Origin of the sequence: Bacillus sp. FSL K6-1005, assembly GCF_038000225.1 — a bacterium.
Lineage (GTDB): Bacteria > Bacillota > Bacilli > Bacillales > Bacillaceae > Bacillus > Bacillus mojavensis.
In genome coordinates, this window is record NZ_JBBOBP010000001.1 from 774,637 (window position 1) to 790,869 (window position 16,233).

A 16,233-nucleotide genomic window follows, 5' to 3' on the forward strand; every position below is an offset into this window, starting at 1 on the left:
GATGGAAACATATGTGAAGGTCTGGGGGTTATTCTATGCATAAAAAAGATATTATCCGGCTGCTGGAAACCATTGCAGTCTACATGGAACTGAAAGGGGACAACCCGTTTAAAGTTTCGGCATTCCGAAAAGCAGCGGCAGCCCTGGAACAGGACGACCGCAGTTTATCAGAAATGGACGACATGATGTCGCTGTCCGGTATCGGGAAAGGCACGTACAGCGTCATAAAAGAATATATAGATGAAGGAAAGTCAAGTACGCTTGAATCTCTGCAGCAGGAGGTGCCGGAAGGACTGGTGCCTTTATTGAAGCTGCCGGGGCTCGGCGGCAAAAAAATCGCAAAGCTGTATAAAGAGCTCGGCGTACATGATGCAGAATCATTGAAGGAAGCCTGCGAGCAGCAGAAAGTCCAAGGGCTTGCGGGATTCGGCAAGAAATCAGAAGAAAAAATATTGCAGGCGCTCGGGGAAGCCGGAAAACAGCCTGAACGTTTTCCGATTGGCTATGCGCTCCGGGTCGCGCGGGAAATTGAAGAGCATCTTTCTCAATTGACAGACATCATCAAATATTCCCGTGCCGGAAGTCTCCGCAGAGCACGCGAAACCGTCAAAGATCTGGATTATATTATTGCGACGGATCATCCCGCTGAAGTAAGAGAGCAGCTGCTTGCGCTGCCAAACATCAAAAGCGTCATTGCCAGCGGGGACACGAAGGTATCCGTCATTCTTTCCTTTGAATATGAAACCAGTGTCGATTTCCGTCTCGTGACGGAAGAACAATTCCCGACAACTCTTCATCATTTTACGGGATCGAAGGACCATAATATCAAAATGCGGCAAATTGCAAAAGAACGCGGCGAACGGATCAGTGAGTACGGTGTCGAGACGGTTGAAACAGGAGAAATCAAAACCTTCCCGAGCGAACGGGAATTTTACGCACACTTCGGCTTGCCCCTGATTCCGCCGGAACTCCGTGAAAGCGGACAAGAGGTGGAATCCTACAATGACAGCATTGTACTCTTAGAGCACGATCAAATTAAAGGCGATCTCCACATGCACTCCACATGGAGCGATGGTGCCTTTTCGATCAGGGAAATGGCTGAAGCATGCATGAAAAAAGGCTATCAGTACATGGCCATCACTGATCACTCCCAATATTTAAAGGTCGCCAACGGGCTGACTGCTGAAAGGCTCAAGCAGCAGGCGAAAGAAATTGACGCGCTGAATGCTGAGTTTGAGAACTTCCGTATTTTTAAAGGCGTTGAGATGGATATTCTTCCTGACGGCACACTTGATTATGATGACGATGTGCTGGCGGAAATGGATCTTGTCATTGCATCAATCCATTCAAGCTTTAATCAGCCGGAGCACGTCATTATGAAGCGGCTTGAGTCGGCACTGACCAACAAGCATGTCGACATTATCGCACATCCGACCGGACGCCTCATCGGCAGACGTGCCGGTTACGAAATCGATATCGACAAACTGATTGAGCTCGCGAAGAAAACAAATACGGCGCTTGAACTCAACTCTAACCCTGCGCGTCTTGACCTGCGGACAGAGCATTTAATCAAAGCAAATGAACAAGGGGTTACATTGGTCATTAATACCGATGCCCATAACATCGAGATGTTAAACGATATGAAAACCGGCGTCACTGCCGCGCGCAAAGGCTGGACGGAAACGAAAAACGTCCTGAATGCCCGGTCGCTTGAAGACGTACAGGCATTCCTGAAGCGCAACGATTAAGTAAGGAGGCTCACACAACCGTGCAGCAAAAAGTATTATCATCTCTTGAATTCCATAAAGTGAAAGAACAGGTAATCGAGCACGCCGCTTCTTCGCTCGGAAAAGAAATGCTTCTCCAGCTAAAGCCTTCTGCTTCGATTGACGAAATCAAAAAACAGCTGGATGAGGTAGATGAAGCCTCTGCGATCATCCGGCTGCGAGGCCAGGCGCCGTTTGGCGGCCTTACCGATATCAGAGGGGCATTAAGACGGGCAGAAATCGGCAGCGTTCTCAGTCCCTCGGAATTCACTGAAATATCAGGGCTGCTTTACGCAGTCAAACAAATGAAACATTTTCTCGGACAAATGGCTGAAGACGGAGTCGACATTCCGCTGATGCAGCAATATACTGAACAGCTCATTACACTGCCCGATTTAGAACGAGAAATCAATTCCTGCATAGATGATCACGGCGAAGTGCTTGACCACGCGTCAGAAACGTTAAGAGGTATCCGCACGCAGCTCAGAACGCTCGAATCGAGAATCAGAGACCGTTTAGAATCCATTCTGCGTTCCTCTTCCGCTTCGAAAATGCTGTCTGATACGATTGTTACCATCCGAAATGACCGCTTTGTTATCCCGGTCAAACAAGAGTACAGATCGAGCTACGGAGGTATTGTGCATGACACCTCTTCTTCTGGCGCAACCCTGTTCATTGAACCGCAGGCGATTGTAGATATGAACAACTCGCTTCAGCAGGCGAAAGTGAAAGAAAAACAAGAAATTGAACGGATTTTACGCGTGCTGACAGAGCATACGGCAGAGCACACAGAGGAGCTTTTTCAAGATTTGCAAGTCCTGCAGACGCTAGACTTCATTTTTGCAAAAGCGAGATACGCAAAAGCGGTCAAAGCAACAAAACCGACCATGAATGACAGTGGCTTTGTCCGTCTGAAAAAAGCGCGCCATCCGTTGCTTCCGCCTGATCAAGTGGTCGCCAATGATATCGAGCTGGGCGGCGATTTTTCAACGATCGTGATTACAGGGCCGAATACCGGGGGGAAAACAGTTACCTTAAAAACACTGGGGCTGTTGACCTTAATGGCGCAATCGGGCCTTCATATTCCGGCAGATGAAGGATCGGAAGCCGCTGTATTTGAGCATGTGTTCGCTGATATCGGCGATGAACAGTCGATCGAGCAAAGCTTAAGTACATTTTCTTCCCATATGGTGAACATTGTCGGCATTTTAGAGCAAGTCAACGAAAACAGCCTTGTGCTCTTTGATGAACTGGGCGCGGGTACAGACCCGCAAGAAGGCGCGGCACTCGCCATGAGCATCTTGGATGAAGTCCACCGCACCAATGCCAGAGTATTAGCGACGACGCATTATCCGGAGCTAAAGGCGTATGGCTATAACAGAGAAGGCGTCATGAACGCCAGTGTCGAATTTGACATTGAGACCCTTTCACCAACCTATAAGCTCTTAATCGGTGTACCGGGACGAAGCAACGCCTTTGAAATTTCTAAACGGCTCGGGCTTCCGGACCATATTATCGGGCAGGCGAAATCAGAAATGACGGCCGAGCATAATGAGGTCGATACGATGATTGCGTCTCTTGAACAAAGCAAAAAACGGGCGGAAGAAGAGCTTTCTGAAACAGAGTCGATCAGAAAAGAGGCCGAAAAGCTGCATAAAGAGCTGCAGCAGCAAATCATCGAACTCAACAGCAAAAAAGACAAATTGATGGAAGAGGCCGAACTGCAAGCGGCTGAAAAAGTTAAAGCGGCCACAAAAGAAGCTGAAGACATCATTCACGAATTACGCTCGATTAAAGAAGAACACAAATCCTTCAAGGACCACGAACTAATCAACGCGAAGAAACGATTAGAAGACGCTATGCCGACCTTTGAAAAGTCCAAAAAACCGGAAAAACCGAAAACGCAGAAACGCGTCTTGAAGCCTGGGGATGAAGTAAAAGTCCTTACTTTCGGGCAGAAAGGTACATTGCTTGAAAAAACCGGCGGCAATGAATGGAATGTTCAAATCGGCATTTTGAAAATGAAAGTGAAAGAAAAAGACCTGGAATTTATCAAATCGGCTCCGGAACCAAAAAAAGAAAAACACATTACAGCGGTTAAGGGCAAAGATTACCACGTATCGCTTGAACTTGATCTTCGCGGCGAGCGCTATGAAAATGCACTCAGCCGTGTTGAAAAATACTTGGATGACGCAGTGTTAGCGGGATATCCAAGAGTGTCCATTATCCATGGCAAAGGTACCGGTGCTTTAAGAAAAGGCGTGCAGGATCTCCTGAAAAATCATCGCAGCGTTAAAAGCTCCCGTTTCGGTGAAGCTGGTGAGGGAGGATCAGGCGTTACAATTGTTGAACTAAAATAAAAGGGAGTATGGCCATGAGTGATTTTTGGGAAAACGAGCTTGTGGAAATCGCGGCGTATTACAGTGTCGCGGTTCTCTGCCTCGTCCTCTTTTTGACTGTGTTTGAGCTGGTGACAGCTTATAAAAACTGGGAAGAGATTCAAAATGGTAATCTCGCTGTGGCAATGGCGACCGGCGGGAAAATTTTAGGGATAGCAAATGTGTTCCAGCACTCCATCTCTCAGCACAATTCTCTGCTGCAAATGATCGGCTGGGGTGTGTACGGGTTTGTTATGCTTTTGATCAGCTACTTCATTTTTGAGTTTTTGACACCGCGGTTTAAAATTGATCAAGAAATTGAAAACGATAACCGGGCTGTCGGCTTTATCTCATTTGTCATTTCTGTCGGGCTTTCATTTGTTGTGGCAGCCGGAATATAAGGGGACGGAGAATAGATGGAAAAGCTTGCAAAAATACTGCTCGCCGCGGCGGGAATCTTTTTGTTGATTGGTCTTATATATCTGTTCATATTTTGAGAAAAAGAAAGATTTTCCTTTCTTTTTCTTTTTTTTGCCGTCCATCTGCTATAATAATAGGGTGAACTCTAAAACCGAAAGGGGAGGTTTTATGCAGTCTCAAAAGCCGTGGCTAGCCGAGTATCCCGAAGATATCCCGCATGAGCTTCCGTTGCCGACCCAAACCCTGCAATCCATCCTGACAGACTCCGCCGCACGATTTCCTGACAAAACAGCCGTATCTTTTTTCGGAAAAAAACTCACCTTTCATGACATTTTGACGGATGCTCTTAAACTCGCAGCTTTTCTGCAGCAAAATGGCCTGCAAAAAGGAGACAGAGTGGCTGTCATGCTGCCTAACTGTCCGCAATCCATCATTTCCTATTATGGGGTGCTGTTTGCCGGCGGTATCGTAGTGCAGACAAACCCGCTCTACACCGAGCATGAGCTCGAATATCAGCTGAGAGACGCAGAGGCCAGCGTGATCATCACCTTAGATTTGCTCTTCCCGAAGGCAATAAAAATGAAAACGTTATCAATTGTAGATCAGATTTTGGTGACGAGTATAAAAGACTATTTGCCGTTTCCAAAAAATATTCTCTATCCGCTTACGCAAAAACAAAAAGTGCACATTGACTTTGATGAAAACGACAATATTCATACCTTTGCTTCAAGCATGAAGCGGGAAAAAACAGAGCTAATCACAATTCCGGACATTGACCCCGAGCATGATATCGCTGTTCTGCAATACACCGGAGGAACGACGGGAGCGCCAAAAGGAGTCATGCTTACGCACAGAAATATTTTAGCCAATACCGAAATGTGTGCGGCATGGATGTACAACGTAAAGGAAGGCGATGAAAAAGTGCTTGGCATAGTCCCGTTTTTTCATGTCTATGGGCTGACAGCCGTGATGAATTATTCGATTAAACAAGGATTTGAAATGATCCTGCTTCCCAAGTTTGATCCGCTGCACACGCTCAAAATTATCGATAAACAAAAACCGACACTGTTCCCAGGCGCGCCGACGATTTATATTGGCCTCTTGCATCATCCTCAATTACAGCAATACGATCTGTCATCTATTAAAAGCTGCCTCAGCGGATCAGCCGCTCTCCCTGTTGAGGTGAAGCAGCAATTTGAAAAGGTGACTGGCGGAAATCTTGTGGAGGGATATGGTTTATCCGAGGCATCTCCGGTGACACACGCTAATTTTATCTGGGGGAAAAACAAACCCGGCAGTATCGGCTGTCCCTGGCCGAATACAGACGCAGCCATTTACTCTGAGGAGACTGGCCATTTTGCCGCTCCGTATGAGCATGGTGAGATCATCGTAAAAGGCCCGCAGGTCATGAAGGGATACTGGAACAAGCCGGAGGAAACGACTGCAGTCTTAAGGGACGGATGGCTCTTCACTGGGGACATGGGCTATATGGATGAAGAAGGATTTTTCTATATAGCCGACCGGAAGAAGGACATTATTATCGCAGGCGGCTACAATATTTACCCGCGTGAAGTAGAAGAAGCGCTGTACGAACATGAAGCGATCCAGGAAATTGTCGTTGCAGGCGTGCCTGATTCGTACAGAGGGGAAACGGTAAAAGCGTTTGTCGTGTTAAAGAAAGGCGCACAAGCCGATGCAGCAGAGCTGGACGCTTTCGCCAGAGCCCGTCTTGCACCATATAAAGTGCCGAAAGCCTATGAATTCAGAAAAGAGCTCCCGAAAACAGCGGTTGGGAAAATTTTAAGAAGGCGTTTACTTGAAGAAGAAACCGAAAATCATCATATCAAGTAATAAATAGAGCCATGAAAAAGAGAACATTAATGAATAAACTTGACAAAGCGGAAAATCCTTCTTATCATAAAATTATGAATGAATAGTCATTCATTTATATAGGAAGGAACGATGAAAATTGAAGCAAAAACGGCCAAAGTATATGCAGATTATTGATGCAGCAGTTGAAGTCATTGCGGAAAACGGCTACCACCAGTCACAGGTATCTAAAATCGCCAAACAAGCCGGAGTGGCGGACGGCACCATCTATCTTTATTTTAAAAATAAAGAAGACATTTTAATTTCTCTGTTTAAAGAAAAAATGGGCCAATTCATTGAGCGGATGGAAGAGGACATAAAAGAAAAGGCAACAGCAAAAGAGAAATTGGCGCTCGTGATTTCAAAACACTTCTCACTTTTGGCGGGCGACCATAACCTCGCTATTGTCACTCAGCTGGAGCTCCGCCAATCCAATTTGGAGCTCCGGCAGAAAATTAATGAAATATTAAAAGGCTACTTAAATATTTTAGACAGCATTCTGACGGAAGGAATAAAATCAGGCGAGTTAAAAGAAGGCCTTGATGTCCGTCTCGCCCGGCAGATGATTTTTGGAACGATTGACGAAACCGTGACGACCTGGGTGATGAATGATCAAAAGTATGATCTGGCTGCTTTGTCAGACAGTGTTTTAGAATTACTGGTATCCGGAATTCACAATAAGTAAAGGAGTTCTGTCCTATGAATGCAATATCACTCGCAGTTGATCAATTTGTTGCAGTTATGACGATTCACAATCCGCCGGCAAACGCGCTTTCCAGCCGTATATTAGAAGAACTGTCCTCCTGTCTAGATCAGTGTGAAACAGATGCCGGCGTGCGATGCATTGTTATTCACGGCGAGGGAAGGTTTTTCTCCGCCGGCGCTGATATCAAAGAATTTACATCACTGAGAAACAGTGAGGATTCCTCACTGCTGGCTGAACGAGGGCAGCAGCTGATGGAGAGGGTTGAGAGCTTTCCCAAACCAATTATCGCGGCGATTCACGGAGCTGCCCTCGGCGGCGGGCTGGAACTTGCAATGTCCTGCCATATCAGAATCGCGGCAGAAGATGCCAAGCTGGGGCTTCCGGAGCTTAACCTCAGCATTATTCCCGGTTTTGCCGGAACACAGCGGCTCCCGCGATACATTGGTACAGCAAAAGCATTGGAACTCATTGGATCAGGAGAACCGATATCTGGAAAAGAAGCGCTTGACCTCGGACTTGTGACAATTGGAGCAAAAGATGAAGCAGAAGTGCTTGAAAAAGCGAAAACGCTTGCCGCCAAATTTGCAGAAAAAAGCCCGCAAACGATGGCGTCTCTGCTTGAGCTTCTCTATACAAACAAGGTGTATTCCTATGAAGGCAGCTTAAAGCTTGAAGCAAAGCGGTTTGGAGAAGCGTTTGAGTCGGAGGACGCCAAGGAAGGCATTCAGGCATTTCTCGAAAAAAGAAAGCCTCAGTTCAAAGGCGAATAAAAGGGGATATGATCATGAATCTATTTGTACTGATGAAACGGACGTTTGACACAGAAGAAAAAATCGTCATTGACGCGGGAAAGATTCAAGATGACGGAGCTGAATGGATTATCAATCCGTACGATGAGTACGCGATTGAAGAAGCTATTCAGCTGAAGGAAAAACACGGCGGCACCATCACTGTTGTTACTGTTGGCGGCGAAGAAGCGGAAAAGGAGCTGCGTACAGCGCTTGCCATGGGATGTGACCAAGCCGTTTTAATCAACATAGAAGATGATCTCGAAGAACCCGACCAGTATTCCATCTCTCAAGTTTTATACCACTATATGAAGGATCAGGAGTTTGACCTCATTCTCGGCGGAAATGTCGCGATCGATGGAGGCTCAGGACAAGTGGCGCCACGTCTGGCTGAGCTTCTAGACATTCCGTGCATCACGACGATTACTAAACTCGATATCAATGGAAGTGACGTAGAAGCAGAAAGGGACGTTGAAGGGGATGTTGAAAAAATCAAAACGACTCTCCCTTTGCTTGTCACAGCTCAGCAAGGCTTAAATGAACCTCGCTACCCATCGCTTCCGGGAATTATGAAAGCCAAGAAAAAACCGCTTGAAGAGCTTGAGTTGGATGATCTGGACTTGGATGAAGAAGATGCTGAACCAAAAATGAAAACAATTGAACGTTTTCTGCCGCCGAAAAAAGAAGCCGGGAAGCTTCTGCAGGGTGAGCCTGCCGAACAGGCAAAAGAGCTCGTATCATTGCTCCGCAGCGAGGCGAAAGTCATTTAGCGCTTGCACATTCAAAGAAACAGGGGGATGTTAGAATGGGAAAAAAAGTGATCGTACTCGGAGAACTGCGTGACGGAGAACTGCGAAATGTCACCTTTGAAGCAATCTCCGCTGGAAGAACCATTTCAGATGATGGAGAAGTAATCGGTGTTCTTATAGGAGAAAACGTATCACAGCATGCAGAGGAGCTTATCCACTACGGTGCAGACAAAGTTCTCACAGCTGAGGACCCAAAGCTTAAGGCATATACGGCAGACGGATACAGCCAGGTGATGCGAACCATTATTGAAAAGGAAACACCTAATGCGGTCGTATGCGGACACACTGCAATGGGGAAGGATCTGTCGCCGAAGCTTGCAGCCCGGCTCCAAACAGGATTGATTTCTGACGCTACAGATGTAAGCGTTACCGGAGATAACGTCGTTTTTACAAGACCGATTTACTCAGGGAAGGCATTTGAACGCGTCATTTCAACGGATCCGATGACGCTTGTGACGATTCGCCCCAACAACATTCAAGCGTTAGAAAAAGACACCAGCCGGGCAGGCAGCATGGAAAGCATCGAAGTTTCCCTTACAGATCTCCGTACCGTCATACAAGAGATCGTCAAAAAAACAGCGGACGGCGTTGATCTCTCTGAAGCGAAAATCATTGTGGCGGGCGGCCGCGGAGTAAAAAGCAAGGAAGGCTTTCAGCCGCTGCAGGAGCTTGCCGAGGTGCTGGGCGCAGCAGTCGGCGCTTCACGCGGGGCGTGTGACGCTGATTATTGCGACTATGCTCTCCAAATCGGACAGACCGGAAAAGTTGTTACTCCCGATTTGTATATCGCCTGCGGAATTTCAGGCGCTATCCAGCATTTGGCAGGTATGTCCAACAGCAAGGTGATTGTCGCCATCAATAAAGATCCAGAAGCCGATATTTTTAAAATAGCTGATTACGGTATCGTAGGCGATTTATTTGAAGTCGTCCCATTACTGACGGAAGAATTCAAACAGCTGAATATTCACTCATAAAGGGAAGCCCCGGACTGCAGAAGTTCGGGGTTTTTGAATACATACGTACAAATCATTATTAATAAAAAAAGTCGTTGACATGTACGGACATATATAATAAGGTTACTTTAAAAGCGCTTACATTCATGCTGACTCCTCAGTCCAAACACAAATCCTATATTTGACTGTGGTGCTTTTCATATTTGTATGAAAGGAATGATCAAGCATGTCTGAACATACAGCAGTGATTCAAACGGATATTGTAAAAGGAACGATCAACAAAAATATATACGGTCATTTTGCTGAGCATTTAGGAAGAGGGATTTATGAAGGGATTTGGGTCGGAACGGAATCAAGCATTCCTCATATAAACGGTATAAGAAAAGATGTGTTAGAAGCGCTGAAACAGCTGCGTATTCCTGTCCTCCGATGGCCGGGCGGCTGCTTTGCAGATGAATATCATTGGGCCAACGGTGTGGGCGACCGCAAGACGATGCTCAACACTCACTGGGGCGGCACAGTTGAATCAAATGAATTCGGGACACATGAATTTATGATGCTGTGCGAGCTGCTTGAATGCGAACCTTACATTTGCGGCAATGTAGGGAGCGGAACAGTTCAGGAAATGGCGGAATGGATCGAATATATGACCTTTAAAGAAGGCACGCCAATGTCAGATTGGAGAAAACAAAACGGAAAAGAAGAGCCTTGGAAGCTGAAATATTTTGGAGTGGGCAATGAAAATTGGGGCTGCGGCGGCAACATGCACCCAGAGTACTATGCCGATCTATACCGCCGTTTTCAAACGTATGTCCGCAATTACAGCGGCAATGAAATTTATAAAATTGCCGGCGGTGCAAACGTTGATGATTTTAATTGGACGGACGTGCTCATGAAAAAAGCAGCTGGCCTGATGGACGGGCTAAGTCTTCACTATTACACGATTCCGGGAGATTTCTGGAAGGGCAAAGGATCGGCCACAGAATTTACAGAGGACGAATGGTTCATCACAATGAAAAAGGCCAAATACATTGATGAGTTGATTCAAAAACACGGCACAATTATGGATCGGTACGATCCGGAGCAGCGGGTCGGACTGATTATTGACGAATGGGGCACATGGTTTGATCCTGAGCCAGGCACGAACCCAGGCTTTTTATATCAGCAAAACACGATTCGTGACGCGCTTGTCGCAGCTTCTCACTTTCACATTTTCCATCAGCATTGCCGCCGGGTGCAAATGACCAACATCGCGCAGACGGTAAATGTTCTTCAAGCTATGATTCTGACTGAGGGGGAACGAATGCTATTAACCCCGACATACCATGTGTTTGATATGTTTAAGGTACATCAGGATGCCTCTCTTTTAGATACTGAAACAACGTCCGCTGACTATGAATGGAAGGGAGAAACGCTGCCTCAAATCAGTGTGTCGGCATCAAGAAATGCGGAAGGCGATATAAACGTCAGCATCTGTAACATTGATCATCAAAATAAAGCAGAGGTGGAGATTGAGCTGAGAGGTCTTCACAAGACTGTGGATCATTCCGGCGTTATCCTGACTGCGGAGAAGATGAACGCCCATAACACGTTTGATGACCCGGAGCACGTAAAACCTGAATCGTTCAGCCGTTATTCTGTAAATAAAAACAAATTGAAAGCAAAGCTGCCGCCAATGGCAGTTGTCTTACTCACATTACGGACTGATTCTTAACCAAAAAAAGGAGCGCCGATCCATTAGAGGACAGCGCTCTTTTTTGTTTTGAAACAGCTCCGAAAGGGCATGGTAAAGTATATGACGGTTATAGAAGGGATGTTGTCCTATGCTTCGTACAATTTTAATGATCATCGGCGCAATTGTGGTGATCGGAGCGATTATCAGGTTCGTGTTTTAATTTCGAAATGCCCCATTCTATGAGTAAACCGATTGTGATCAGGAAAAAATAATTTATAAGCATTTAAATAGCGTGAACGAATGGGAGATGCTATACTAAAAATCATCATTTCACAATTGGAGGAATTCAATAATGGCTATCGTAAAAGCAACTGATCAATCTTTCTCAGCTGAAACAAGCGAAGGCGTCGTACTGGCTGATTTCTGGGCCCCTTGGTGCGGACCTTGTAAAATGATTGCACCTGTTCTTGAAGAATTGGATCAAGAAATGGGCGACAAACTAAAAATCGTGAAAATCGATGTAGATGAGAACCAAGAAACAGCCGGCAAATACGGCGTTATGAGCATCCCGACACTTCTTGTCTTAAAAGACGGAGAAGTTGTTGAAACATCTGTCGGCTTCAAACCGAAAGAAGCGCTTCAAGAGCTTGTAAACAAACATCTTTAATTTTCGGCTGCTTACATGCCAGAGCGATTCCAATTGAGGGATCGCTTTTTTTATTCGCCAATCGTGAATCATGGAGAAAAACACCTGTTCGTGTTAAACTGGAAGCAAAGGACTAAATATAAGGAAGGGTAACATATGAACAAACAACTGAAAGAAAAACTCGCCCTCCTTCCCGATCAGCCAGGGTGTTACTTAATGAAGGACCGTCAGCAGACAGTGATCTACGTAGGAAAAGCAAAAGTGCTGAAAAACAGAGTGCGCTCCTACTTTACCGGCTCTCATGACGCAAAAACACAGAGGCTTGTGACGGAAATTGAGGATTTTGAATATATCGTGACGTCCTCCAATCTTGAAGCGCTTATTTTAGAAATGAACTTGATTAAAAAGCATGATCCGAAATATAACGTCATGCTGAAAGACGATAAAACCTATCCTTTTATAAAACTCACCCATGAACGCCACCCAAGGCTGATTGTCACCCGCAACGTCAAAAAAGACAAAGGGCGCTATTTCGGACCGTATCCGAATGTGCAGGCCGCAAGGGAGACAAAAAAGCTGCTCGACCGTCTCTACCCTCTCAGAAAATGCTCCAAGCTTCCGGACAGAGTGTGCCTTTATTATCACCTCGGACAATGTCTCGCTCCGTGTGTAAAGGACATTTCAGAAGAGACAAACAGAGAACTGGTAGAGAGCATTACCCGTTTCTTAAGGGGCGGCTATAACGACGTCAAAAAAGAGCTAGAAGAGAAAATGCTTGAGGCGGCTGAGAACCTTGAGTTTGAACGGGCAAAGGAACTTCGTGACCAAATCGCTCATATCGATTCAACGATGGAAAAACAAAAAATGACCATGAACGACTTAGTCGATCGTGACGTATTCGCTTACGCTTATGATAAAGGCTGGATGTGCGTACAGGTCTTTTTCGTACGGCAAGGAAAGCTTATTGAACGTGACGTCAGCATGTTTCCGCTTTATCAGGAAGCAGATGAAGAGTTCCTTACCTTCATCGGGCAGTTCTATTCAAAAAACAACCATTTTCTGCCGAAGGAAATTTTAGTGCCGGACAGCGTTGATCAATCGATGATTGAGCAGCTGTTGGAAACAAACGTCCATCAGCCGAAAAAAGGGGCGAAGAAAGAATTGCTTATGCTGGCACATAAAAACGCAAAAATCGCGCTTAAAGAAAAATTCTCTTTAATCGAACGTGACGAGGAGCGTTCATTCGGTGCTGTGCAGAAACTCGGAGACGCCTTAAATATTTATACCCCGCACAGAATCGAAGCGTTCGATAACTCGAATATACAAGGGACTAACCCGGTTTCGGCGATGATTGTGTTCATCGATGGCAAACCATACAAAAAGGAATACCGCAAGTACAAAATCAAAACTGTCACAGGGCCAGATGATTACGGCTCAATGAGAGAGGTTGTCAGACGAAGATATACGAGAGTGCTTCGTGAAAACCTGCCGCTGCCTGATCTGATCATTATAGACGGAGGGAAAGGCCAGATCAACGCGGCCCGTGACGTCGTTGAAAACGAACTCGGCCTGGACATCCCGATTGCCGGCTTGGCAAAGGATGATAAACACAGAACCTCCAATTTATTAATCGGTGATCCGCTTGAGGCGGTTTACCTTGAACGAAACAGCCAGGAATTTTACCTGCTTCAGCGCATTCAGGATGAGGTGCACCGGTTTGCGATCAGCTTCCACAGACAGATCCGCGGGAAAAGCGCATTTCAATCTGTTTTGGACGACATACCGGGTATCGGAGAAAAAAGAAAGAAAATGCTGTTAAAGCATTTCGGTTCCGTCAAAAAAATGAAGGAAGCAAGCCTTGAGGACATCAAAAAAGCAGGGGTTCCCGAAGTGCCGGCACAGCTGCTTTATGACAAATTGCAAAAATAATGTTGTCCTTTTGAAAAAGTTCTGATAAAATGTGAACTAATTTCATAATTAGATCGTGTAATATGGTGAAGATAGAGGTGCGAACTTCAAGAGTAAGCCTTTGGAGAAAGATGGATTCTGAGAAAAAGGCTGAAAGGGGAGCGTCGCCGAAGCAAATAAAACCCCATCGGTATTATTTGCTGGCCGTGCATTGAATAAATGTAAGGCTGTCAAGAAATCATTTTCTTGGAGGGCTATCTCGTTGTTCATAATCATCTTGATGATTAATTGATAAGCAATGAGAGCAATTCCTCTCATTGCTTTTTTTATTGTGGACAAAGCGCTCTTTCTCCTCACCCGCACGAACCAAAATGTAAAGGGTGGTTAACATGGGTCTCATTGTACAAAAATTCGGAGGTACTTCCGTCGGCTCAGTCGAAAAAATTCAAAATGCAGCAAATCGCGTCATTGCGGAAAAACAGAAAGGCCATCAAGTCGTCGTTGTCGTATCAGCTATGGGGAAATCCACTGACGCATTGGTCAGCCTTGCAAAAGACATCACTGATCAGCCGAGCAAACGTGAAATGGATATGCTGCTGGCAACAGGCGAGCAGGTCACCATTTCCCTGCTTTCCATGGCGCTGCAGGAAAAAGGCTATGACGCCGTTTCCTATACAGGATGGCAGGCGGGAATCCGCACCGAGGACGTCCATGGCAATGCCAGAATTACGGATATAAACACGTCTGCCTTAGAAAACCAGCTTCAAAAGGGAAAAGTAGTTGTTGTGGCAGGATTTCAAGGCATGACAGACGACAGTGAAATCACGACATTGGGCAGGGGCGGTTCAGACACAACAGCAGTGGCTTTGGCTGCCGCATTAAAAGCGGACAAATGTGATATTTATACGGACGTGCCCGGCGTGTTTACAACCGATCCGCGCTACGTGAAATCAGCGAGAAAGCTTGCCGGCATCTCTTACGATGAAATGCTGGAGCTTGCCAATTTAGGCGCCGGTGTTCTTCATCCGAGAGCCGTTGAATTCGCGAAAAATTACCAAGTGCCGTTAGAAGTGCGTTCAAGTACAGAAACAGAAGCGGGAACATTAATTGAGGAGGAATCATCCATGGAGCAGAACCTTATCGTCAGAGGCATCGCGTTCGAAGATCAAATCACAAGGGTAACCATCTACGGGCTGACAAGCGGGCTGACCACTTTGTCTACTATTTTTACAACTCTTGCAAAACGAAACATTAATGTGGATATCATTATCCAAACGCAGGCGGGAGACCATGAGACCGGTATTTCCTTCTCTGTTAAATCAGAAGACGCGGATCAGGCTGTTGCCGTACTTGAAGAGTACAAAGACGCGCTTGAATTCGAAAAAATTGAGACAGAAAGCAAATTGGCGAAAGTATCCATTGTTGGATCAGGCATGGTATCAAATCCCGGTGTAGCGGCTGAAATGTTTGCAGTACTGGCGGAAAAAAACATATTAATCAAAATGGTCAGCACATCTGAAATCAAAGTTTCAACAGTAGTGAGCGAAAATGACATGGTAAAAGCGGTGGAAGCACTGCACGATGCGTTTGAACTCTCGAAACACCCTTCAGCTGTGTCATGACAACCAAAAAGGCGGGACTCATGCAGTCACCGCCTTTTTCATTAAACAGGGTCTTTCATATCCCATTTAACAGTCAGAACCACTTTATCGGCTCTCTTTTTTACTTGTTCGTATGATTCGGCAATCTGATCATTCATCAATTGAATTTGCTCGGCGATGAAGCCAGCTTCCAGCTGAAAGCAAGGTTCTTTCTGATATTTGAGCCGATTGGAAATGATCTGTCCTTCAAGCTCGAATTCTAGCTCCTGTTTCTTTGCGCTAACGTTTGTGAGGGTTCCCCAGCCTGCTTCTTCAAAGAAAGCCGGAAATTCCTCCCATGATTCAAGAGGAAACTTTCGGGCGAGATGTTTCCCTGCCCAATACATCATGGAAGAGTAATCTTGGCCAAGCATGTCTGGGAGAACAATCTCTCGTATCAGTTCATAGGCATAGGCGTTCATTTCAATTTCTTTTAGATTATGTATTGATGCTTCATATTTAGACTTCATATCTGTCTCCCCTCTCTCCTTCGTATATTATAGCCCAAACCGGGGGGAGGATTACAGAATGATCCTGTAATTCTCATGAAAAATTAAGAAAGAATTATATATTGATAAAATAAAATTTTTGAATCAACTAATCAATTCGGAAAATTAGAATTTATGTACGCGTTTTCTTGACGCCCTTTTGTGGTAGGAGTAAAATGAAATTGTC

General features: G+C 45.6%; 13 protein-coding genes and 1 riboswitch. Of the genes, 12 read left to right on the forward strand and 1 reads right to left on the reverse strand.

Going from position 1 to position 16,233, the window contains the following annotated elements; genetic code table 11:
• Nucleotides 1–35 precede the first annotated feature (35 nt).
• The 12 genes from polX to NST16_RS03935 all read left to right on the forward strand — a co-directional run bounded on the left by polX (nucleotide 36) and on the right by NST16_RS03935 (nucleotide 15,540).
• On the forward strand, nucleotides 36–1,748 hold the full coding sequence (gene polX, locus NST16_RS03880; protein ID WP_340884079.1) for a DNA polymerase/3'-5' exonuclease PolX: 1,713 nt from the start codon (nucleotides 36–38) through the stop codon (nucleotides 1,746–1,748).
• A gap of 20 nt (nucleotides 1,749–1,768) precedes the next feature.
• Complete coding sequence (locus tag NST16_RS03885; protein ID WP_340884082.1) at nucleotides 1,769–4,126, forward strand: endonuclease MutS2; 2,358 nt, start codon at nucleotides 1,769–1,771, stop codon at nucleotides 4,124–4,126.
• Between the two features lie 14 nt (nucleotides 4,127–4,140).
• Nucleotides 4,141–4,545 (forward strand): DUF350 domain-containing protein, encoded by a 405-nt coding sequence (locus NST16_RS03890; protein WP_010335217.1) that lies wholly within the window; start codon nucleotides 4,141–4,143, stop codon nucleotides 4,543–4,545.
• 187 nt (nucleotides 4,546–4,732) lie between these two features.
• Entirely contained in the window at nucleotides 4,733–6,415 is a 1,683-nt protein-coding gene (locus NST16_RS03895) for an AMP-binding protein (protein ID WP_340884085.1), read from the forward strand.
• Between the two features lie 118 nt (nucleotides 6,416–6,533).
• A complete protein-coding gene (gene fadR, locus NST16_RS03900; RefSeq protein ID WP_010335215.1) occupies nucleotides 6,534–7,118 on the forward strand; it encodes a fatty acid metabolism transcriptional regulator FadR in 585 nt (194 codons plus the stop codon).
• A 14-nt stretch (nucleotides 7,119–7,132) separates the two neighbouring features.
• Nucleotides 7,133–7,909: an enoyl-CoA hydratase gene (locus tag NST16_RS03905; protein ID WP_340884090.1), complete on the forward strand. Its 777-nt coding sequence runs from the start codon at nucleotides 7,133–7,135 to the stop codon at nucleotides 7,907–7,909.
• A 14-nt stretch (nucleotides 7,910–7,923) separates the two neighbouring features.
• Entirely contained in the window at nucleotides 7,924–8,697 is a 774-nt protein-coding gene (gene etfB / locus NST16_RS03910; RefSeq protein WP_168748476.1) for an electron transfer flavoprotein subunit beta, read from the forward strand.
• 35 nt (nucleotides 8,698–8,732) lie between these two features.
• Nucleotides 8,733–9,710, forward strand: a complete 978-nt coding sequence (locus tag NST16_RS03915) for an electron transfer flavoprotein subunit alpha/FixB family protein (RefSeq protein WP_340884094.1) — start codon at nucleotides 8,733–8,735, stop codon at nucleotides 9,708–9,710.
• Between the two features lie 205 nt (nucleotides 9,711–9,915).
• Complete coding sequence (locus NST16_RS03920) at nucleotides 9,916–11,403, forward strand: alpha-N-arabinofuranosidase (RefSeq protein WP_168748474.1); 1,488 nt, start codon at nucleotides 9,916–9,918, stop codon at nucleotides 11,401–11,403.
• Nucleotides 11,404–11,716: 313 nt separating this feature from the next.
• On the forward strand, nucleotides 11,717–12,031 hold the full coding sequence (gene trxA, locus NST16_RS03925; protein WP_003222500.1) for a thioredoxin: 315 nt from the start codon (nucleotides 11,717–11,719) through the stop codon (nucleotides 12,029–12,031).
• Between the two features lie 135 nt (nucleotides 12,032–12,166).
• Nucleotides 12,167–13,939 (forward strand): excinuclease ABC subunit UvrC, encoded by a 1,773-nt coding sequence (gene uvrC, locus NST16_RS03930; RefSeq protein WP_326190975.1) that lies wholly within the window; start codon nucleotides 12,167–12,169, stop codon nucleotides 13,937–13,939.
• Between the two features lie 64 nt (nucleotides 13,940–14,003).
• A riboswitch (Lysine riboswitch) is annotated at nucleotides 14,004–14,183 on the forward strand.
• Nucleotides 14,184–14,307: 124 nt separating this feature from the next.
• Nucleotides 14,308–15,540 (forward strand): aspartate kinase, encoded by a 1,233-nt coding sequence (locus tag NST16_RS03935; RefSeq protein ID WP_010335209.1) that lies wholly within the window; start codon nucleotides 14,308–14,310, stop codon nucleotides 15,538–15,540.
• Nucleotides 15,541–15,581: 41 nt separating this feature from the next.
• Here NST16_RS03935 and NST16_RS03940 read toward each other — a convergent pair whose 3' ends face one another.
• Nucleotides 15,582–16,028: a YslB family protein gene (locus tag NST16_RS03940; RefSeq protein ID WP_010335208.1), complete on the reverse strand. Its 447-nt coding sequence runs from the start codon at nucleotides 16,026–16,028 to the stop codon at nucleotides 15,582–15,584.
• Nucleotides 16,029–16,233 lie beyond the last annotated feature (205 nt).

What these genes read in the sequence shown, in the direction of transcription:
- polX (WP_340884079.1), top strand. Translation starts at nt 36, where the DNA reads ATGCATAAAAAAGATATTATCCGGCTGCTGGAAACCATTGCAGTCTAC.
- NST16_RS03890 (WP_010335217.1), top strand. Translation starts at nt 4,141, where the DNA reads ATGAGTGATTTTTGGGAAAACGAGCTTGTGGAAATCGCGGCGTATTAC.
- NST16_RS03895 (WP_340884085.1), top strand. Translation starts at nt 4,733, where the DNA reads ATGCAGTCTCAAAAGCCGTGGCTAGCCGAGTATCCCGAAGATATCCCG.
- NST16_RS03905 (WP_340884090.1), top strand. Translation starts at nt 7,133, where the DNA reads ATGAATGCAATATCACTCGCAGTTGATCAATTTGTTGCAGTTATGACG.
- etfB (WP_168748476.1), top strand. Translation starts at nt 7,924, where the DNA reads ATGAATCTATTTGTACTGATGAAACGGACGTTTGACACAGAAGAAAAA.
- NST16_RS03915 (WP_340884094.1), top strand. Translation starts at nt 8,733, where the DNA reads ATGGGAAAAAAAGTGATCGTACTCGGAGAACTGCGTGACGGAGAACTG.
- NST16_RS03920 (WP_168748474.1), top strand. Translation starts at nt 9,916, where the DNA reads ATGTCTGAACATACAGCAGTGATTCAAACGGATATTGTAAAAGGAACG.
- trxA (WP_003222500.1), top strand. Translation starts at nt 11,717, where the DNA reads ATGGCTATCGTAAAAGCAACTGATCAATCTTTCTCAGCTGAAACAAGC.
- uvrC (WP_326190975.1), top strand. Translation starts at nt 12,167, where the DNA reads ATGAACAAACAACTGAAAGAAAAACTCGCCCTCCTTCCCGATCAGCCA.
- NST16_RS03935 (WP_010335209.1), top strand. Translation starts at nt 14,308, where the DNA reads ATGGGTCTCATTGTACAAAAATTCGGAGGTACTTCCGTCGGCTCAGTC.
- NST16_RS03940 (WP_010335208.1), bottom strand. Translation starts at nt 16,028, where the DNA reads ATGAAGTCTAAATATGAAGCATCAATACATAATCTAAAAGAAATTGAA.